This window comes from Streptomyces sp. ISL-36, assembly GCF_018614205.1.
In the GTDB taxonomy this organism is placed as follows: domain Bacteria; phylum Actinomycetota; class Actinomycetes; order Streptomycetales; family Streptomycetaceae; genus Streptomyces.
In genome coordinates, this window is the sequence record NZ_JAGGOS010000019.1 from 135,039 (window position 1) to 154,383 (window position 19,345).

Annotated in this window: 21 protein-coding genes; 11 read left to right on the forward strand and 10 right to left on the reverse strand. The window is 72.1% G+C overall.

The window, feature by feature from the left end; genetic code table 11:
• Positions 1 to 9: 9 nt before the first annotated feature.
• Entirely contained in the window at positions 10 to 990 is a 981-nt protein-coding gene (locus J7E93_RS05350; protein WP_215066071.1) for an NmrA/HSCARG family protein, read from the forward strand.
• A complete protein-coding gene (locus J7E93_RS05355; RefSeq protein WP_215066072.1) occupies positions 983 to 2,581 on the forward strand; it encodes a M20/M25/M40 family metallo-hydrolase in 1,599 nt (532 codons plus the stop codon). Before J7E93_RS05350 ends, J7E93_RS05355 begins: the two co-directional genes overlap by 8 nt.
• 49 nt (positions 2,582 to 2,630) lie before the next feature.
• On the opposite strand, the gene J7E93_RS05360 is transcribed toward J7E93_RS05355, so the two are convergent.
• Positions 2,631 to 3,938 carry a peptide ligase PGM1-related protein gene (locus J7E93_RS05360; protein WP_215066073.1) on the reverse strand — a complete coding sequence of 436 codons (1,308 nt, stop codon included), beginning with the start codon at positions 3,936 to 3,938 and terminating at the stop codon, positions 2,631 to 2,633.
• Between the two features lie 203 nt (positions 3,939 to 4,141).
• On the opposite strand from J7E93_RS05360, the gene J7E93_RS05365 reads away from it, so the two are divergent.
• On the forward strand, positions 4,142 to 4,462 hold the full coding sequence (locus tag J7E93_RS05365) for a hypothetical protein (RefSeq protein ID WP_215066074.1): 321 nt from the start codon (positions 4,142 to 4,144) through the stop codon (positions 4,460 to 4,462).
• Here the strand turns inward: J7E93_RS05365 and J7E93_RS05370 are convergent, their stop codons facing one another.
• Together J7E93_RS05370 and J7E93_RS05375 are read right to left on the reverse strand one after the other, a co-directional pair.
• A complete protein-coding gene (locus tag J7E93_RS05370) occupies positions 4,463 to 4,861 on the reverse strand; it encodes a DUF2267 domain-containing protein (RefSeq protein ID WP_215066075.1) in 399 nt (132 codons plus the stop codon). It lies immediately after the preceding gene.
• Positions 4,862 to 4,969: 108 nt separating this feature from the next.
• Positions 4,970 to 5,404 (reverse strand): Hsp20/alpha crystallin family protein, encoded by a 435-nt coding sequence (locus tag J7E93_RS05375; RefSeq protein ID WP_215066076.1) that lies wholly within the window; start codon positions 5,402 to 5,404, stop codon positions 4,970 to 4,972.
• A gap of 141 nt (positions 5,405 to 5,545) precedes the next feature.
• Here J7E93_RS05375 and J7E93_RS05380 point away from each other — a divergent pair, with 141 nt between their 5' ends.
• The 3 genes from J7E93_RS05380 to J7E93_RS05390 all read left to right on the forward strand — a co-directional run bounded on the left by J7E93_RS05380 (position 5,546) and on the right by J7E93_RS05390 (position 7,496).
• Complete coding sequence (locus J7E93_RS05380) at positions 5,546 to 6,229, forward strand: hypothetical protein (protein WP_374105357.1); 684 nt, start codon at positions 5,546 to 5,548, stop codon at positions 6,227 to 6,229.
• A gap of 131 nt (positions 6,230 to 6,360) precedes the next feature.
• The gene (locus J7E93_RS05385; RefSeq protein WP_215066077.1) at positions 6,361 to 6,918 is read left to right on the forward strand and encodes a hypothetical protein; all 558 of its coding nucleotides are present in this window, start codon (positions 6,361 to 6,363) and stop codon (positions 6,916 to 6,918) included.
• A 41-nt stretch (positions 6,919 to 6,959) separates the two neighbouring features.
• Positions 6,960 to 7,496, forward strand: coding sequence for a hypothetical protein (locus tag J7E93_RS05390; protein ID WP_215066078.1), 537 nt, complete (start codon positions 6,960 to 6,962; stop codon positions 7,494 to 7,496).
• A gap of 82 nt (positions 7,497 to 7,578) precedes the next feature.
• On the opposite strand, the gene J7E93_RS05395 is transcribed toward J7E93_RS05390, so the two are convergent.
• Entirely contained in the window at positions 7,579 to 7,854 is a 276-nt protein-coding gene (locus J7E93_RS05395; RefSeq protein WP_215066079.1) for a GlsB/YeaQ/YmgE family stress response membrane protein, read from the reverse strand.
• Between the two features lie 77 nt (positions 7,855 to 7,931).
• Positions 7,932 to 8,447 carry a DinB family protein gene (locus J7E93_RS05400; protein ID WP_215066080.1) on the reverse strand — a complete coding sequence of 172 codons (516 nt, stop codon included), beginning with the start codon at positions 8,445 to 8,447 and terminating at the stop codon, positions 7,932 to 7,934.
• Between the two features lie 134 nt (positions 8,448 to 8,581).
• Here J7E93_RS05400 and J7E93_RS05405 point away from each other — a divergent pair, with 134 nt between their 5' ends.
• The gene (locus J7E93_RS05405; RefSeq protein WP_215066081.1) at positions 8,582 to 9,721 is read left to right on the forward strand and encodes a winged helix DNA-binding domain-containing protein; all 1,140 of its coding nucleotides are present in this window, start codon (positions 8,582 to 8,584) and stop codon (positions 9,719 to 9,721) included.
• Positions 9,722 to 9,733: 12 nt separating this feature from the next.
• Here the strand turns inward: J7E93_RS05405 and J7E93_RS05410 are convergent, their stop codons facing one another.
• From J7E93_RS05410 to J7E93_RS05420, 3 genes are read right to left on the reverse strand one after another with little or no spacing between them, the layout of a single operon-like run.
• Positions 9,734 to 10,894, reverse strand: coding sequence for an oxygenase MpaB family protein (locus J7E93_RS05410; RefSeq protein WP_215066082.1), 1,161 nt, complete (start codon positions 10,892 to 10,894; stop codon positions 9,734 to 9,736).
• Between the two features lie 27 nt (positions 10,895 to 10,921).
• Entirely contained in the window at positions 10,922 to 12,016 is a 1,095-nt protein-coding gene (locus J7E93_RS05415; RefSeq protein WP_215066083.1) for a polyprenyl synthetase family protein, read from the reverse strand.
• Positions 12,006 to 12,329: a hypothetical protein gene (locus tag J7E93_RS05420; RefSeq protein WP_215066084.1), complete on the reverse strand. Its 324-nt coding sequence runs from the start codon at positions 12,327 to 12,329 to the stop codon at positions 12,006 to 12,008. Before J7E93_RS05420 ends, J7E93_RS05415 begins: the two co-directional genes overlap by 11 nt.
• Positions 12,330 to 12,626: 297 nt before the next feature.
• Here J7E93_RS05420 and J7E93_RS36730 point away from each other — a divergent pair, with 297 nt between their 5' ends.
• Both J7E93_RS36730 and J7E93_RS05425 read left to right on the forward strand, forming a co-directional pair.
• Entirely contained in the window at positions 12,627 to 13,025 is a 399-nt protein-coding gene (locus J7E93_RS36730) for a chondroitinase-B domain-containing protein (RefSeq protein ID WP_251066094.1), read from the forward strand.
• Entirely contained in the window at positions 13,022 to 14,059 is a 1,038-nt protein-coding gene (locus tag J7E93_RS05425) for a polysaccharide lyase 6 family protein (protein WP_251066089.1), read from the forward strand. Before J7E93_RS36730 ends, J7E93_RS05425 begins: the two co-directional genes overlap by 4 nt.
• A gap of 43 nt (positions 14,060 to 14,102) precedes the next feature.
• On the opposite strand, the gene J7E93_RS05430 is transcribed toward J7E93_RS05425, so the two are convergent.
• On the reverse strand, positions 14,103 to 14,951 hold the full coding sequence (locus tag J7E93_RS05430) for an alpha/beta fold hydrolase (RefSeq protein ID WP_215066085.1): 849 nt from the start codon (positions 14,949 to 14,951) through the stop codon (positions 14,103 to 14,105).
• A gap of 75 nt (positions 14,952 to 15,026) precedes the next feature.
• On the opposite strand from J7E93_RS05430, the gene J7E93_RS05435 reads away from it, so the two are divergent.
• Positions 15,027 to 15,641, forward strand: a complete 615-nt coding sequence (locus J7E93_RS05435; RefSeq protein ID WP_308367838.1) for a sigma-70 family RNA polymerase sigma factor — start codon at positions 15,027 to 15,029, stop codon at positions 15,639 to 15,641.
• 158 nt (positions 15,642 to 15,799) lie between these two features.
• On the forward strand, positions 15,800 to 16,303 hold the full coding sequence (locus J7E93_RS05440; RefSeq protein ID WP_215066087.1) for an STAS domain-containing protein: 504 nt from the start codon (positions 15,800 to 15,802) through the stop codon (positions 16,301 to 16,303).
• A 57-nt stretch (positions 16,304 to 16,360) separates the two neighbouring features.
• Here the strand turns inward: J7E93_RS05440 and J7E93_RS05445 are convergent, their stop codons facing one another.
• Entirely contained in the window at positions 16,361 to 19,258 is a 2,898-nt protein-coding gene (locus J7E93_RS05445; RefSeq protein ID WP_215066088.1) for an AAA family ATPase, read from the reverse strand.
• Between the last annotated feature and the right edge of the window lie 87 nt (positions 19,259 to 19,345).

The window sequence follows — 19,345 nt, forward strand, 5'->3', positions numbered from 1 at the left end:
GCTCGGACGATGACCGGAAAGCGGACGGTGACCGTGTTCGGTGCGACCGGACGCCAGGGCGGCGGTCTGGCGCGGGCGATCCTGGCGGACCGGGACGGCGACTTCGCGGTGCGGGCCGTCACCCGCAGGCCGGACTCGGACGCGGCCAAGGAGCTCGAGCGGCTCGGGGCCGAGGTGGTCCGGGCCGACATGGACGAAGAGGACAGCCTGGGCCCGGCCTTCGAGGGGGCGTACGCGGCGTTCCTGGTGACCAACTTCTGGGAGCACACCTCCGCCGAACGGGAGAAGGCCCAGGCCGCGGCCCTCGCCCGGGCGGCCGGACACGCCGGGGTGCAGCACGCCATCTGGTCCACCTTGGACGACACGCGCGAGTGCATCCCCTTGGACGACGACCGCATGCCCACGCTGCAGGGCTCCTACAAGGTGCCGCACTTCGACGCGAAGGCGGAGGCCGACCGGTACTTCGAGGACGACGGCGTACCGACGACGTACCTGCGGGCGACGTTCTTCTGGGAGAACCTGCTCACCTTGTGCCCGCCGCAACGCGCTGACGACGGCGTTCTCGTCATCAACCTGCCGATGGGCGACCGCCGGCTCTCCGGCATCGCCGTCGACGACGTCGGCAGGACGGCGCTGGGCGTCCTGAAACGGGGCACCGACCTCCTCGGCGCCACGGTCAGCATCGCCGGCGAGCACCTGAAGGTCGCGGACATGGCCGCCACCCTGACGGAGGTCCTCGGCCAACCGGTCGAGTACCGGCCCCTGGCCCCGGACGCCTACCGGGCGCTCGACATGCCGGGGGCGCAGGAGTCGGGCAACATGTTCCAGTTCTACGCGGACTGCGAGCACCGGTTCACCGCCGCCCGCGACCTCGCCGCCGTACGCGCGCTCAATCCCGCGCTCCAGAACTTCCGCACCTGGCTGCTGGCCCACCGCGCGGAGTTCGCCCCCGAGAAGCGGACCGAGCGGGAGGCGGGCGGCGGTGAGTGACCCGGCCGACCGGGTGCTGCGTACAGCTGTCGTCGCCGAGGCGGACTCCATGCTGCGGGCGCTGGCCGACTGGGTGTCCGTCCCCTCGGTCTCGGCGGAGCCGGCGCACGCCGTCGATGTGACGCGCTCCGCGCGGTGGCTCTGTGCCGCCCTGCGGCAGGAGGGCTTCCCGATCGTCGAGGAGTGGGAGACGGACGGCTTGCCGGCGGTCTACGGCTGTCGACCCGCTGCGGACCCGGCCGCCCCCACCCTGCTCGTCTACAGCCACCACGACGTCCACGCCGCCGAGGAGGAGGAGTGGCGGGAGACGGCCCCCTTCACACCGGCCCTGCGCGAGGGCCGGTTGTACGGTCGGGGCGCGTCCGACGCCAAGGGTCAGATCCTCTGTCACCTGTGGGCCCTGCGCGCCCACCTGGCCGCCCGCACGAGCTCCGGCGCCGGAGCCGGGGTCGGAGTCGGCGCCGACTCCGACTCCGACCCCGGCTCGGGCTGGGGCTCCGGCTCGGGCCCACACCCCGGCACGGCCCCCGCGGTGACCCTCAAGCTGCTCATCGAGGGCGAGGAGGAGATCGGTTCCGTCCACCTGGGGGACCTGCTCGCCGAACACGCCGAAGAACTCTCCGCGGACGTGGCGATGGTCTCGGACACCATGCTCTGGTCGCTGGACGACGCCGCCGTGTGCACCGCTGTCCGTGGCTCCGTCAACGCCCGCCTGGAGATCCGCGGAGCCCACCGGGGCCTGCACAGCGGGGCCGCCTCCGGCGCCGCGCCCAACGCGCTCAACGAGCTCTGCAGGATCCTCGGCCGGCTCCACGACGACGACGGCCGGATCTCCCTGCCGGGGTTCTACGACGCGGTACGTGAGCCGTCCCCCGCGGAACGCGCCGAACTCGACGCACTTCCCCCGTTCGACACCGCCGCCTGGACCGCCGAGACCGGCACGTTCGGCACCACGGGGGAGGACGGCCGCAGCGTCCGGGAGCGCGTCTGGTTCCGGCCCTCCGCCGAGATCAGCAGCCTGGCGGGCGGCGACCCGCAGGGGCCCGTGCGCGGCCTCATCCCGGCCGCCGCGTCCGCGGAGCTCCTCCTGCGCCTCGTGCCGGACCAACGCGCGGACGACGTGGCCGCCCAGCTCCGCGCCTGGCTCGACCACCACATAAGGCCGTGCTTCAGCCACGATCTGCAGGTGTCGTCGACCATCTCCGACCCGTACACCACGCCCTCGGGTCACCCGGCGCTGGAGGCCCTGCGGCGCTCCATGAGCCGCGCGTTCGGCGGCCCGGCCCGGCGGATGGCGAACGGCGGCGCCGCACCGGCCGCGCAGCTCGCCCGGAGCCTCGACGCACCCGTGCTGTTCTTCCGTACCGGCCTCATCGACGACCGCTGGCACGGCCCGGACGAGAAGGTGGAGGTCGAGGCGCTCCTGCGGGGCGCGCACACGCTCGCCGCGTTCTACCAGGCCCTCGCGGAGCAGCCGGAAGCCCGGCAGCCGGAAGCCCGGCAGTCGGACACCGGCCGGCCGGACGCCGGGCGGGGAGAACCGAGGGAGGCGGACCCGGGGCAGGTGGGACCGGGCGCGCGGTCACGGTGAGCGGGGCGGTCACGGGGGCGGCCGGGCGGTCACGGCGGTCGCCGGCAGGTCACGGTGACGGGGGAAGGAAGCCCAGGGCCACGGCCAGCCGCGCTTCCTGCTCCTCCACGCCTTCGGCGTGTTCGCCGATCACCGCGTAACGCCAGGAATGCCCGTCCGGCGGCACATCCGCGTACAGGACGACGCCCTCGCCCCGCGCGGGATCGAAGGCGAGGTCGTACGCCGAGAGCCGGTGCAGGGCCTCCTCGAAGCCGAAGCGCCGCCGGGCCCGCCGCCTCGCGACCGACCACGCCCGGTCCGACCGGCCCGACAGGGCGCTGAGCCGGTCGACCATCGCCTGGACCGTGGTGGTGGCGGTGCGCCGGACGTTGCTCTCGCCGGCCAGCAGCGCGCCGTCCGTGGTGACCAGCGCGTCCACCCCGAGCGGACCGGCGTAGCCGTGCCGTGCCAGATGGTTCCCCAGCGCGACCCCCCACCGGTCCAGCTCCTCGGACACCGGCGGTGAGGCGGGCGGAAGCGGAGAGACATAACCGGTGAACGACCCCCGTGCCGTCCTCATCACGCCGCTGTACAGGGGGCGCGTCCCCGTCGCCGACACCTCCAGCTGGACGCTCACCGACGCGGCCACGTCCACGCACTGCTCGACCACCCACGTACCGTCCGGGCCGCCCACCGCTTCCAGGCCCTGCTGCGTCCAGGTGGGGTCGTTGCGTGAGACGAAGCGCAGCCCGTGGCCGCCCGCCGACCGGTCGGGCTTCACGACGACCCGCTCGTACGTCTCCAGAAGCTCACGCACCGTCTCGTGGACCTCACCGCGTCGGCACACCCGGCCGACGGGCAGCCGCATGCCCAGCTCGGCGGCCACCTCGCGGAAGCCGGCCTTGGTGTTGAGCCGTCGGGTGACCTCCAGGGCGGCCGCCGCGGCATCGACCGTGGGGAAGGGACGGACGGTGATGCCGAGGTCCCGGGCGAAGGAGACCGCGGACGCGTCGAGCGCGGTGGGCAGCAGTGCGCTGCCGCGCTCGCCGGCCAGGGTCCGCAGCCGCTCGGCGAGGCCCGCCGCGCGCAGCGCCTGCCCCATCGGTACGGCGCCCGTGGAAGCCGGCCCGTCGGCAGCGACCGGCGGCACTTCCACGACCGTCACCTCGTCGGTCGGCACCCGCGTCAGGCCGCACGCGTACCGCAGGAACTCCTCGCTGAGCGGTACGGGCGTCACGAGCACGTCGCCGGGCCGCAGCAGCCACGCCTTGCGCGGCGCCTGCTCCGCCCACTCCGCCAGTGCCCCGCTCTCCTCCAGATCTACCGCCAGGTCGGAGACGAAGTTCGCGAAGATGACCAGGGGCCCGGCCTCATCCACCGCTTGTGCCCCTCTCGATTCCGCCCTCGGGGACTCTTGCCTCCTGCGGCTGCCCCTCCCCACGACCGGCGAAACAGAAGTACGGCCGTACGGGCGCCCGGTGTCGCGCGTCCGAGGACGCAGCCGGCTCCGCGTCGTACTGACACCGCCGATCGGCGGCCGGAATGCGCGGCCGAGGCCCGGCGTACTCATAGGCTCGTCGTGTGACCGAGAACGAGATCAAGCTCAAGGCCATTGCCGCGCTCACGGGACTGCGCGGAGGGGTGGAGGAGAGTCTCGTCTCCACCCTGCTCGGTGAGGTGATCCCGGGCCAGTTCATGGTGCCCGTCGGGGCCGGCCCCGAAGAGGTCGGCATGGCGGTGCTGAGCCAGCTCTCCGATCCGCTGAGCGCGCTCGTCAATGGCTTCATCGTCGCCTTCGAGGCGGTCGCCGACGCCTACGACGAGACCGGATCCGGGCCGCGCACCGAACTGATCCTGCAGGAGCTGGCCCTCAGCCTGGCCCGGGACGACTCGGAGGAGTGATCAGGTGTACTGCTGCGGGCGGCCGAAGAGCAGGTCGTACCCGGCGGGCAACTGGAGAAGGACCCGACGCAGGAGGTCGTCTCCCGCGCAGTCCGCGACCACGCTGAGGACGGCGCTGACGTCCCACTTCGCGGTCTCCTCCGTCGCTCCGTCGATCCACGCGGCGGTCGCCCGCACGAATCGCTCCGGGTCGAGCGGTTCGGTGGCCTGCAACGGGTTGAGGAGGATCAGAGCGAAGGTCTCGGGGAGCCGGGCGGCCAGTTCGGCGCGGTCCGCACCGACGAGGTGCGCGCCCAGCAGGGCGAGGACCGTGCGAGCGGCGCGCTCCGCCTCGTGTTCCGAGGCGTAGTCGCCGCGCTCCTGGACGGCCTTGAGGAATACGTCCCATTGCATGCCCATCGGAAAGTCCCTTGCTGGCACGGCGGTGGTCGGGGGGAGGGGGAGCGGGAGGGCGGGGTGAGCAGGGGCCGGCGCGCCCCGCCCTCCACTGCTCCGTGACGGTTCGACTCAGTCGCTGATCTGCTTGCGTTCGCTTCCGGCGCCGACGCTCACCCTGCGCGGCTTGGCACGCTCGGCGATCGGGATGCGCAGGGTCAGAACTCCTGCGTCGTATTCCGCCTCGATGTGCTCGGTGTCGAGGGTGTCGGCCAGCATCACCTGCCGGGAGAAGACCCCCAGCGGCCGCTCGGACAGCTCCACCTGGACGTCGTCGCCCTTCGCGGACGGCCGCCGCTCCGCCTTCACGGTGAGCATGGTGCGCTCGACGTCGATGTTGATCGCGTCCGCCGAGACCCCGGGCAGGTCCAGGGCGATCACGTACACATCTCCGTCGCGGTAGGCGTCCATCGGCATCGCGGACGGCCTCGACCAGGTCCCCGTCGTGCCGAGGAGCTGCTGGGTGAGTCGGTCGAGTTCGCGGAACGGATCGGTGCGCATCAGCATCTCGGAACACCTCCGGCGATCAAGTCCGGCGCCCGGGCGGAGCCGCCCGGGCGCTGCGCTTCACCTACTCATTCTTGTAACATGTCGTCCAAACGATGACAAGAGGACATGTCATTGAACGGGTGACGCGAGGAGGCGAAGGTGACCCCCGTCGAAGAGCCAGGACAGCCGAGCGGCCCGACCTCCTTCATCGCCGCCATGGCGGCGCTCCGCACGATCGACGAAGCGGTACGCGGCGCCCGCGCCGGCTCCGACGGCGAGGGCGGCGGTGGCGGACGGGAGTCGGACGGCGCCCTGCCCGAGCAGGCCCTCGCCGCGCTTCTGCTGCTGCGCCATGTGCGCGATCAGCTCGCCGGCTGGGAGTCCGGCCTCATCGAGACAGCGCGCGCGGCCGGCGCCAGCTGGGCCGACCTCGCCGAACCGCTCGGCGTCGCGAGCCGCCAGGCAGCCGAGCGCCGCTACCTGCGGCTCCGCCCCGGGGCCGCGGGCACCACGGGCGAACAACGCGTCCAGGCCACCCGGGACCGCCGCGCGGCACACCGCACCGTCGCGGCGTGGGCCCGCCACAACGCCGCCGACCTGCGCCGGCTCGCGGGCCAGATCACAGCCCTGCCCGACCTCCCCGTCGAAGCCGGTATCCCGATCGACGACCTCAACCGAGCCCTGGCCGAGGACGACGCCGCCCACCTCGTCCGTCCCCTCACCGCCACCACCGCCCACCTGCGGGGGCGGCACCCGGAACTGGCCGCCCGCATCGAGGACCTCACCCGGCAGACGGAACGCCTGAGCCGGAAAAGCACCGAACAGCGCCGCAGCTCCCCCTGAGCCGGCGCCGGTCCGGGCGGGCGACGTTCGTGGCGTCGAGGCCCGCGAACACACGTCCGTTTCGTCCTGTTCCGAACGGGCAGCAGCGCCGCAGACAGACGTACCCGAAACCGACCGAGGGGGCCGCCCCGATGTCAACAGGGACGCTACTGGCCATCATCATCCCGGTTGTGGTGGTGATCGCCCTGATCGTCTTGGCCATGGTGGTCGTACGGCGGCGACGCCGCCTCCGGGAGCGCTTCGGGCCGGAGTACGAGCGGACCGTCGAGGACGCCGGAAGCCGCAGGGCCGCCGAGCGCGATCTCGCCGAACGCGAGAAGCGCCACGATTCTCTCGAGCTGCGGCCGTTGGAGGACACCGAACGAGACAGGTACGCCCGGGAGTGGAACGGCGTCCAGGAGGAGTTCGTCGACCGTCCCGAGGACGCGGTGCACGACGCCGACCGGCTCGTGACCGCCCTCATGCAGGCACGCGGTTATCCCACCGAGGACTTCGACCAGCAGGTGCGGGACCTCTCCGTCGAGCACGGCCGAACGTTGGAGCACTACCGGGCGGCTCACGAGATCAACTCGCTCAGCACACGCCGGCAGGCGACCACCGAGCAGCTGCGCGGGGCCATGGTGCACTACCGGGCCCTCTTCGACGAACTGCTCTCCGACGGCCGCCGGTCCGGCCCGGCCAGGGCCTGATCCGTCCGCGGGAGCGTACGGCAGGCGTACGAGGAGACGTCATGCAGCACAACGACATACCGGACCGCCCACCCGACGACAGCGGTCTGACCACCGAGGACATCGCCGGCTTCGGAGCACAGGAGACGGGCGGCGGAGAAGGACCGGCGACGCCCATGTACCCGGGAGAGGCGACGGCGACGGAAGCAGGAGCGACGGAGACGGAGGAGACGCCGCAGGAGTCCCTGGAGGAGCCCCCGGGTGAGGACACCGCGGGCGGCGCTCAGCGGACGGAGGGCGACCAGGACGCCGGCCAGGACACGGAGGAGGTCCCGGAACTGCTGTCGGCGGATGACGTGGAGTCCTTCCGTACCCGCTGGCAACAGATCCAGAACCAGTTCGTGGACGATCCACGGGAGGCCGTCCACGCGGCCGACGGCTTGGTGGCCGACGTCATGCGGACCCTGGCCGAGACCTTCGCCGACCACAAGAAGGGTCTGGAAGGCCAGTGGAACCAGGGCGGCGAGGTCGATACGGAGAGCCTCCGGATGGCCTTGCGCCAGTACCGGTCGTTCTTCAACCGCCTGCTGACGAAGTGAGGCTCGGCTCGCGGGCCGGTGCTCTCGAACGCAAAGACCGGAGCGGGTCCTGTCGGCCCGCTCCGGTCTCTGCCCGGCTGCGTCAGTGGCTGTGGCGTGCGCGTCCTCCGGTGAAGATCCGGTAGGCGGCGAGCAGGATCATCGACCCGATGATCGCCGCGATCCACGTGGAGAGCTCGAAGAATCCGTCGAGGGAGTCGACGCCGAAGAGCACCTTGCCCAGCCACCCTCCGAGCAGGCCTCCCGCGATGCCGATCAGCATGGTGATGACGAGCCCGCCCGGGTCCCGGCCCGGCATGAGTGCCTTCGCGATCAAGCCGGCCAGCAGTCCGATGACGATCCAGGCGATGATGCCCATGGTGGTCCTCCTTCTCGGCTGAGCGTGCTGTGGCTTCTCCTCCTTCGCCTACGCGCCGCGGCCGATTTCAAACGCCCCTAGACGCCGGTCCGCCCGTCGAGGAGTTCACGCACGATGTCGAGGTGACCGTTGTGGCGGGAGGTCTCCTCGATGAGGTGGAGGATGATCCAGCGCAGATCCACGTGACGGCCGTCCCGGACGGGGCGGCTCGCCTTCGTGTCCAGGTCGTGCTCGGACAGCAGGCCGCGGTAGCGGGCGCTCTGCTCCTCGTACTCGGCGAGAAGACGGGGCAGCGGGATGTCCAGAGCCTGCCGCATCTCCGGGTCGGGATCCTCGTCGGACACCTCGGTGAGCGGGCCCGCGGGCTCCTCACCCAGGAACACCACCTGGAGCCAGTGGTGTTCGACCCACCGGAGGTGGCTGATCAGGCCGCACACCGTCATCAGCGGCGAAAGAGGCAACGGCGCCCTGCGGGCGTCCTCCGAGGACAGTCCCTCGCACTTGGCCCGTGCCGTGTCCCGCGCGTAGTCGAGGAAGGTGGTCAGCTGCGTGTACTCGTCCCACGAGGGAGGAGTATCGGTTCGTCGTGTCATCGCCGGGCAGCCTCCCGCACCCTCCGGCGCGGTGTCGAGCGAATTCCGCCCAGGCGAGGCGGCAGCGCCCCGTCGCCGCTCCCGCACCCGGGGGCGTTGGCGGGCAGGGCCGGTTCACGGCACAATCCCCGACCGTGAAGATCACCGCGCGCGAACTCAACCGAGCCACCCTCGGCCGCCAACTGCTGCTGGAGCGGGAGCGGCTGAGCGCCTCCGACGCGACCCGCAGGGTGGTCGCCCTGCAGGCGCAGCACCCCGCCTCGCCGTATCTCGCGCTGTGGAACCGGCTCGCCGACTTCGATCCGCGCGACCTGGACACCGCCTTCGCCGGAAGCTCCCTGGTCAAGGCGACCCTCATGCGCATCACCCTGCACGCCGTCCACGCCGAGGACTACCAGGCGTTCCGTGCGGCGATGCAGCCGACCCTGTACGGCTCGCGTCTCGGCGCCCGCTTCGCCGTCCAGGGGCTGACTCCGGCGGGCGGCGACGCTCTGGTATCGCAGATACGGGCGTTCGCCGACCGGCCTCGCACCGGCGCCGAGATGGAGGCATGGCTGGAGCAGAGGCTCGGCCCGGAGAAGAAGGCCGGGGCCTGGTGGGGGCTGCGGGCCTACGCCCCGCTGCACCACGCCCCGACGGGCGGGCCGTGGTCGTTCGGCGTCCGGCCGTCCTACGTCGCCGCGCCCACCGACTCCGTCCCCACGGGACGGTCCACGGTGCCTCAGGCGCTGCAGACCCTCGTCCTGCGCTACCTGGAAGGGTTCGGGCCCGCGTCGGTCGCGGACGTGGCACAGTTCGCCATGGTCCAGCGGGCATGGGTCCGTGAGGCGCTCGGCGCGCTCGACGGCGCCGTCGAGCACCTCGAAGGACCCGACGGCATCGCGCTGTTCGACATCCCCGGCGCCGCGCGCCCGCCCGCGGACACCCCCGCCCCGCCCCGCCTCATGGCGATGTGGGACAGCACGCTGCTCGCGTACGCCGACCGCAGCCGTCTCATACCCCCGGCCTACCGCCGCCTGGTGATCCGCAACAATGGCGACGTCCTGCCCACGCTGCTCGTCGACGGCCAGGTCGCCGGCGTGTGGCGGCCGGTCGAGGGCGGCATCGAGGCCGCCGCGTTCCACGACCTCACGCCCGAGGCGTGGGACGGCCTCGCCGCGGAGGCCCGGTCCCTGTCGGCCCTGCTGGCCGACCGCGAGCCCCGGGTGTACAGCCGCTACGGCCACTGGTGGACCAGACTCCCCGACGCGACCGTACGCCTGCTTCCGGGATAGGCCTCGCCGTCCTCAGGTCACGGTGGGTGCGGGTGGGGTCCAACGGCGGCTGCGGAGCGGGGTGTTGGGGACGCCGTACTCCTTCTTGAGGTGTTCCGGGACGGCGTAGTGCATCACCCGGCCGCGGGTGAGGGAGGACAGTTCCAGGTGGGTGGTGAGGTGGCCGAGGCGGTCCAGAGCCCACGCGCCGAGCGGTGACCGGTCCTCGATCGTCTCCAGCACCCCCAGCAGGTGGGGTGCGGCCTTGACGACGGTGTCCCAGGGAGTGCGGGGTACATCGAGCCAGTCGGCGCAGGTGTCACCGATCAGATGGCGGATCAGGGCGGAGACGACCGGGTCGAAGAAGGTGCCGGGGACGACCTCCTCGTACAGGTCGATCAGCTGCCCGGTCAGATGGGCGCCCTCCGCGGAGGGCCCCATGTGCCGGATCATGTACAGGTCCAGGAAACGGCGCGCAGCCTGCAGGTCCTCGGGGACGGCGTCCTGATCCACGCCGAGCATGGCGCCGACCACCCGCCAGGCGTAGTAGTACGCCTCGGCACCCTCGGTGCTCATGTGGACACCCAGGCGGTCCAGGGAGTCCAGCACCAGCAGCGAGAAGAACATCTGCCCGCCGATCATGTCCTCCTGGCAGATCGGCGTCCCGAGCGTCCCGGTGTCCCAGGCGTTCTCCCGCCCCAGGTGGTGGCGGATGGAGGCGTGCAGCAGCCGCACCTTCTGGGCGGCGGGAATGAAGCGGCTGCCGGCTTCGAACGCGTCGGGCTGCATGAGGTGGACGGTGAACTGGCCCGTCTCCGCCATGCGCTTGGAGGGATAGTTCAGGCCGTGCGTCGCCGACAGCAGCCGGGCGACGTGCGGGACGAGGTAACAGGCCGGCATGGCGGCGAAGGACAGGGCGGTGGAGATGTGCACGTTGTTGTCGACGAAGAAGAGCCGCGCTCGCTCCATCTCGTCCCAGTCCACCCACGCCGGCGGGGCGCTCGTGGCGTGCAGGTACTCCCGGGCGACGTCGGGCAGCCCGTCGGGGAGATCCTGTCCCACGGTGGAGACGTACCGCATCAGGGTGTTGAACCTGCCCACCTCGCCCCGCTCGAACAGGGTCGCCACGGTGGCGTCGGCCAGCTCGTCCCCGGAGCGGCGCAGCGCGTCCATCGACGCTTCCGTAAAGGTCATGACGTCTCTCCTTGCGCGGGCGGCGGGTCAGTGGCGCCGGTGGGCGGCATCGGCCGCGAGACCGGTCAGTGCGCGGGTGGCGTCGGCCGGAAGACGCGCCTGTCGGACGACGGCGGTGGCGACCCTCACCCGCTGGTTGATCATGTCCTCGACACGGTCAGGAGCCCCGGTGCGGAGCATGATCTCGCGGACCCGCCGAAGACTGTCCCCGTCCTGACGGCGGCCGTCCAGCAGATGCCGAAGATCCTTGCGCTCGGCCGGTGTCGCCCGGCTCCAGGTCTCGGCCAGGAGGGCGGTGGGACGGCGGGCGTCGAGGTCGTCGGCGTTGGCCTTGCCCGTACGGGCGGTGTCGCCGAACAGGCCCAGCAGGTCGTCCCGCAACTGGAACGCCTCGCCGAGCGGCAGGCCGTACTCGGTGAAGACCTCCCGCAGTTCGGGCGTCGCCCCGGCCAGGGCGCCGCCGATGAGCAGGGGCTGCTCGACGGTGTACTTGGCGGTCTTGTACCGGATCACCTGCAGTGACCGCCGAAGATCGGGTTCGCCGCCGGTACGCAGGATCTCCAGGCACTCCCCGGCGATCAGCTCCCGGGCCAACGCCGCCCACAGCGGGCGGGCGCGGGACAGATACGCCGCGGGCAGGCCACTGGAGACGAACAGCTGCCCGGCCCACGCCATCAGCAGATCCCCCACCAGCATGGCCAGGGACCGCGCCGCCCCCGGCCGTCCGCGGCCGCCCGCGGCCGTGCGCAGGGCGATGTGCGCGGTGGGCAGGCCGCGCCGCAGCGGGCTGTCGTCGATCAGGTCGTCGTGGACCACGGCCGCTGCGTGCACCAGCTCCATCGCGGCCGCGGCCCGTACCAGCGCGTCGCTGTCGGGCTGCCCCGCCGCCCGCCACCCCCAGTAACAGAACGCAGCTCGGAGCCGCTTTCCGTACGCGGTGGCGGTGCGCAACTGCTCGGCCACCGGCGCCAGCTCGCCGTCGATCCCGAGCAGTTGGTCGATCTCGTCGCTGACGAATCGCTCCACCACCGCGTCGACACGGCACTTCAGGACGGTCTGCGCCTCGCCGCCGGGCCGGGCCGCGGTGGACACGCCGCCCGGCGTGCTGCCGTCAGCCGTCATCGCGGTCACCACCGTCGGCGCGCCGGGCGGCGGCCTGCCGGGCGACCGTGTGCCGGGCCAGCACCTCCAGGTAGGCCGGCGAGGAGGCAGCCGGACGGCCCAGGGCCAGTCGGTCCAGGGCAAGTCGTCCACGGGCCCTGAGGTCCTGCCGGCCGTCCTCTGCCAACCCGCCCAGGTCGGCCCGTCCGAGTAGACTGCGCAGGCCCCGCGCGGCGGTGGTCAGACCGTCGAGCGCCCAGTCGGCCGCCCCCGCGGCCAGCAGCACCGCGTCGCTGTGCCCCGGGCCGCGCTCCGGCCCCGTTCCGTGCGTCACCGCATCCCCTCCCACACCGCTCCCGGCCGTTCCGTCGCCAGCGTGATCGAACTCGGTGGTCGGCGTGCGGCGGATCACCGATCGGGCGAACGCCTGGACTGGCGTGCGCGCGCCGGACGCGCTCGGTGGGGGAGCCGTGTCAGCGGCGCATCAGCGGTACGTCAGCGCAACGGCAGGGCAGGGCCCGAAGCTGTGGGGGAACCGTACGGGCCGTATCGCGCGGGAGCCCCCAACCGCCGCGGGCCGACGGCCAAGTGCCGGCCGGCCGGCACCTTCCCGTTTCCTCCAGGAGGCAGCATGCACCGTCGTACGTTCCTCACGCGCACCGCGCTGGGAGCCGCGCTCGCCGCTGTGCCGCTCACCACCCTGCTGTCGGCCGACGCGTCGGCCGCCGAGACGCGGGTCAGCTCGCTCGGCGACCTGCAGAAGGCGATCGACAGCGCGGCGCCCGGCGACCGGATCGTCCTCGCCGACGGCTCGTACACCGTCCCCACCGGGGGCGCCATCAACGTCTCGGGCAAGAACGGCACCAGCAGCGCGCCGATCACCATCGTCTCGGCGTCCCGCGGCGGCGCCGTACTGAACGGCGCACGCAGTTTCGTCTTCGGCAACTCCAGCACATCACCATCAGCGGTTTCACCTTCCGGCAGAGCACCAGCCTGGAGATACCGGAGAGTTGCTCACGCATCCGGCTGACCCGCAACGACTTCCGGTTCGCCGATGTCAGCGGTCTCTACTGGGTCGTCGTGCGGGCCGACGACACCAAGATCGACCGGAACCACTTCCACCACAAGACGACCGCGGGCATCTTCGTCGTCCTCGACGGCCCCAGCGGCTCCACCGCCCTGGCCCAGCGCCTCCACCTCTTCAAGAACCACTTCTCCGACCGCAGCTTCACCGGCTCCAACGGCGGCGAGCCGATCCGGCTCGGCGTCAGCGGCCGGGCGCTGTCCGGCGCGGACGCGCTCGTGGAGTACAACCTGTTCGAGCGGTGCGACGGGGACCCCGAGACCATCTCGGTGAAGTCCTCCGACAACACCGTGCGGTACAACACGATCCGCGACAGCCGCGGGGGAATCGTGCTGCGCCACGGCAACCGCTCGACGGTGGACGGCAATTACCTGCTCGGCGGTACCGAGGGCGTGCGGCTTTACGGCAACGACCATCTGGTCGTCAACAACTACATCGGCGGACTGTCGGGCCGGGCCCTGGTGATCGGCAGCGGCACCACTCGCGACCACCACACCGGCGAGACGACCGACGAGCGGCGCGGCAACGACGCGTGCGACCGCGCGGTGATCGCGCACAACACCCTGCTCGACAACGCCGAGACGCTGTCCGGCGAGACCAGGGAGTACGAGCCGCGGGACGTGGTCGTCGCCGACAACCTGCTCGTCGGCAACGCCGGCAGCCTGGTCGCGATGGGCAGCACCACCGGCTTCACCTGGCAGAGCAACATCCTCTGGGGCAGCGCCTCCAACGGCAACATCCCCTCCGGCGGCTACACCAGGATCGATCCGCGCCTGCGCCAGGAGGCCGACGGGGTGTTCCGGCTGTCGTCGGGCAGCCCGGCGATCGGCGCGGCGACGCTGCGAAGCCCCGTCGTGGAGGAGGACATCGACGGCCACACGCGCGGCACCCCCCGCGACATCGGCGCCGACGAGTACACGACACTGGCGCCTCTCCGCCGGCCCCTCACGCCGGCGGACGTCGGCCCGAACGCCTCCTGAGCGCCCCGGGCCGCTCACGGCCCCACTGGCCGGCGGCGCCGATTCACGGTCGACCCTGACCCGGAGAGGACAGGAACGCCGCCGTGGTCGCCACGAAGCGGTCGGCGTCGTCGAGCCAGGGATAGTGGCCCGCTCCCGGCTGCACCACCAGTGAGGCGTCGGGGAACAGTCCGGCGAACTCCGCCACCGAGGCGGGCGGGCTGTTCAGATCGAACTCTCCGGCGAACAGCAGGACGGGTGCCTCGAAGGAGGCGAGCGCCGCACGCGTGGCCGCCGGGGTGAAGGCGCCTTCGGCGCCGAAGAGCGCGACAGCCTTCTCGTTGCTCGGCCGCCCGGCGGCATGGTGCTGCCGGGCCTCGGCGTCCCACCGGCCGTAGAAGAAGGGAGCCAGGGCCTCCCCGTCGCCGCCCGCGCCCCGGGTCATCGCCTCCAGCGCGGCGTACGCCGCCGGGAACCACGGCTCGTCCTTGCGAAGCCGGGCGAGCTCACGGCGCGTCTCCCCGGTGATCGCGATGCCGACGGCCCGGGTGCTGGGGGTGATCAGGGCGAGCCTGCCGACGTTCCCCGGATACCGGGTCGCGTACTGCGTCGCGATGTTCGCGCCCGCGGAGTGCCCGAGCAGATCGATCCGGGGGAGTCCGAGGCGGACGCGGAGCGCCTCGACATCGTCGACCAGGCGGTCGCAGCGGTAGGAGGAAGCGTCTTCGGGGACCGCGGACCGTCCGGTGCCGCGAAGGTCCAGAGCGATCAGCCGGCGATGCGCGGACAGACCGCCGAGATCGCCGAGGTAGGCGGAGTCCACGGGGCCCCCGGGGACACAGACGACGGGGGCGCCGTCTCCGGTCGTCCGATAGGCGAGAGCGGTTCCGTCAGGTGCGCTGAAGGTGGGCATGGAGGGATCCTGGCACCCATAACCGAGTTGTACAACCCGGTTATATTCCTGGGGTGAACGGTGTATAACAAGGCTGTGACAGGCGAGAAGAGCGTGTACGAGGACCCGGGGACGCTGACCGAGGAACAGGCCGTGCGGATGCTCGCCGGCATGAACGAGGTCATCCGCGCGGGCGAGGAGATGCGAAAGCTGCGCGCCGAGATGATCCCGGTCTTCGCCGGCTTCGGCTGGACCCAGGAGAAGATCGCCCAGCTCACCGAGATGAGTCAGCCCGCCGTGTCCAAGCAGGTGGCGAAGTACCGGAAGGACGACGCACCGCCCCCGGCGGTCCTCTCCCTCGACCAGTACGACACCCCATGGCTTGAGGGACGCCTCTGGGGCCTGGCCGAGGAGCTCTCCGAGGTCTTCGGCGACACCGCTCGCTGCACCCCGTACGTCATCGCCGTCGCCCGGGGAAAGAAGCGCTTCACGCCCCGGAACGTCGACGAGCTGCGCCGCCTTGTCGAAGAGGACCTCGGACGGCACCGGGCGGAGCTGCCCGCGGGCTACCAGGACGCGTACGACAGGATCAGCCGTGGCCTCGATCTCCCCCCGAAGGCCACCACGCCCGCGGCCCCCACCGCGACGGCTTCCGCGCGCCGCGCCCTCGCCTGTCGGATCCAGCGGGTCCGCCTCCGGGGCGATGCCTAACGACAGCGACGGCGCCCCCCACCTAGGAGAGGCGGGAGAGGTGGGAGAGGTTGCGGAGGCGACCGCAGGGGAGCCAGTATCGAAGTGGTCGCCCGCGCCGTCGCGCAAACGGTACGGGCACACCGAAGGGTCCTCCCTCCTGGCAGGTGAGACGCGCCATGGAAACCGTCGAGAGCGGCAACGACTTCCGTATCGTCGTACGGCGATACGGCCCCACCGTGCACCTGACTCCGTCCGGAGAGCTCGATCTGACCGCCGAAGCGGCCTTCACGGGCGTGCTGACGTCCCTGGCGGGCGATGTCGCCGTCATCGCCTGCGACCTGCGCCACGTCCCGTTCGTCGACGTCGTCGGCATGCACTGTGTGCTGGATTTCCAGCAGCGTGCCCACGCCCGCGGCGCGCGCGTGGTCTTCTACGACTGGCAGCCGCAACCACGGCGCTTGCTCGGCCTGCTCGGCGACTTCCACCTCGTGGACGGCGCGGACTGGCTCGACCTGCTGCAGCAGGGCGAGGACCTGATCAGGGCCCTGCCGCAACGCACCGAGGCCGCCCGTGCACGGGGCGCTTCCTCCGCCCGACGGCGGACGCCCCGAGCCGCCGGCGGCCGGGGGAGCGGGACGGCGTCCGGAGTCCCACCCTCCCCGCTCCCGCGCGCCCGTTGAGAGTGACCGGCGGGCGGCCGACCGCCGCACCGGGCATCAGAAGGTCTGAAGGCCGACTCAGAAGATCTGGCGGAGTCCGGCCCTGTCGGTGCCCACCTTCGTGAACACCGCCGACAGCAGCTCCGAGACCGTCTGAACGTCCGTCCGCATCTCCTTGGCGATGGCCGTGTTGTCCAGACCGAGAGCGGCGTGGCGGGCCGCCGTGTCCTCCATGACCGTCAGGGTCTCCTGTTCCGACGTGTGCAGCCGGCGCGGACGCAGTCCGGCCGACGCGAGGTGGGCGCGGGCCCTGGCCGAGAGCGCGTCGGCGCCGCAGGCGACGGCGGTCTCCAGGCCGCGGTAGAGCTGCTGCGCCGCCCTGTGGGTGTCACCTATCGTGTGCAGGGCCGTGCCGTGGTCGATGAGCGCGTGGGCGAGCTCGTACGCGGCGGGCGACTGTTCGAGATGACCGACCGCCTCCTCCAGCAGGAGGGACGCCTGGGACGCGTCCGTGGCCGTGGCCGCCGCGACCCGCAGCGCATGGCCGATCACGCTGGACGCCCCGAACGCGCGGGCACGAGCCACGGCTTCGGCCGCCGTGGCACGCGCCTGGCCGGGATCGTGGGTCAGTTGGGCGAGCGCCAGGTCGAGCTGCCAGGGACTCCACGAAGGGTTCCGCGTGCCACGCAGATCGAGGCGCCTGCCCGCTGCGACGAGGTGCCTCTCGGCCTCCTCGATCCTGCCCTCGGCCAGCAGGAGCTTGCCCCACACGGCCTGCGGATCGGGGTAGACGACCGCCTTCGGGAAGCCGTCCGCCAGTCCGTACGCGCGGGCGACCCGCTGGGCCTCGGCCACGTTCCCCCGGGCGAGCAGCGTCTCGATGAGGGTGCCGATCGCGTACCACTGCGCGGGGATGCCGTGTCCGATGCGGTCGGCGATCTGCAGGCCGTTGCGGACGAAGTCCTCGGCCTCGGCGAGACGTCCGCGCCGGTACCGGATGTAGCCGAGCAGCGTGTACACGAACGACAGGTGTGCGCCGCGCCAGCCCTTCGACTCGAACTCGACGATTCCGGTGTTGAAGAGCTCCTCGGCGCGGCCCGGCTGGTCGCAGTACATGAACGTGACCGCGACGGAGGCCGGCACCTCGAAACCGAAGTCCTGGTCGGTCCAGCTCATCCCGCCGTCCAGCGCCTGCTCGGCGTAGTCCAGGGCGGTGGCGACGGGTTCGCCGCGCATGGCGGCGTCCCAGGCGCGCAGGCCCAGGATGTGCCGCTCGGGCAGCCCGCGGCCGGTGAGTCGCTTGGCGAACTGGGCGAGGAGCCGGGACCGGGCCGGTGAGTTCTCCTCGTCGACCCGGACGGAGTTCCACTTGAACTGTTCGGCCTGCATACGCAGCCGGGTGCGGGCGCTCGTGGCGCGCCGGGCCTCGTCGTGGAGCAGACCGGCGGCCTCCGCCAACTGGCCGGTGTGCGCCAGGGCCTGTGCGAGCCGGTACGTGATCGCCTCCCGCAGCTCCTGTTCGGAGTCGGGTTCCTCCAGGGCGGTCCTGAGCTGGTTGATCGTGGTCGCGGGGTCGTGCAGGAGGTTGGCGGAGCCGAGCTCGAAGAGGACCTCGGCCCGGTCCTCCGCCTCCGGCGGTTCGCGCAGGGCCCGCGCCAGGTAGCGCCGTGCGGCGTCGGGCGCTCCGGCGGAGAAGCTGTCGCGCGCGGCTCGGCGCAGCTGCTGCACCACCCAGGGGTCGCCCTCGGGGTGCATCTCCAGCAGGTGACGGGCTGCGGCCGCGGCGCCGTGCCCGTCGTCGATCAGGGCCCGTGCGGCCATCCCGTGCATGGCGACGCGGACACCGGGCGGAATCGAGCGGTAGACGGCGGTGGCGACGAGGGGGTGGAAGAACTCCACGACCTCCTGACGCCGCACGCTGGTGAGGACGGTCAGGATGCGCGCGGCGCGCAGTTGGTCGATGGCTTCGGTGGTCTGCGCCTCGCCGAGGGCCGCGACTCCTCCGACGATTCCGGTGGGGACCGCGGTGCCGAGGACGGCGGCGGCCCAGGCGAACCGGAGGGTCGACGGTCCGAGCTGTTCGAGGCGTTGGATCAGACCGCTGCCCTTGACGGCGGAGGCCAGGTCGCGCAGCTGGGGGATGCTGTCCTGGTGCGGCTTCAGCCCCTGGTCGCGCCCCTTCATGGCCAGCTCGACGACCTCGAAGGGGTTTCCGCCGGTGATGGCCCAGCACTCCCGGCAGAACACGTCGTCCGCGTTCTCGTCGAGGGCCTCGCGGACGATGCGCGCCACCGCGCTCGTGCTGAGGGGCGCGAGTTCGTGCGGACGCGCTCCCTGGCGCCCCATCAGGGCACGCAGGGAGGCGGCGTCGGCGGGGATCTCGTCGGGACGGCAGGCGACCATGATCAGCATGGCCAGTTCCTCGGCCCGCGCCGCGAAGGCGGTCAGCCACGCGAGGGACTCCGCGTCCGCCCAGTGGGCGTCGTCGAGGACCAGGACGACCGGGGCGTTGCGGACCGCCAGGTGGGTGACGACCCAGTCGAGGCCGTCGCGTACGCCCTGAGGGTCCGGCGCCGTCCGGCCTGTCGGGGCGGCGGTGAGGCCGAGCGCCGGGGCGACGATGGAGTACCAGTTGCCGAGGACGTCGCGGCGCGCCTCCTCGCTCATGGCCACGAACCTCGGCTGGATGAGCTGCCGCATCACATGGAACGGCACCTGCTTCTCCTGCTCGCCGCCGCGTGCGAACAGCACGGTGCAGCCGCGCTCGGCGGCGTGCCGACGGGCCTCGGCCAGCAGGGTGGTCTTGCCGATGCCGGCCGAGCCGGCGAAGGTCATCACACCCCCGCGGCGGGTGACCGTACCGGCGACGGAGGTGCCGCAGAGATCGTCCACCGCGCGATGGATGGCGAGAATCTCGGATTCCCGTTCGAGAAGAGGCTGGGAAGCCCACATCCTCGCTTCGCCGACCTGTGACATTCGTGCCCCCTCCTGCGCGTGCGGCCGAGTGTACGGCCCGTAGGCGGGATGATGTTGCTCAACGTTTCTTTTCCGGAATCCCGCCGC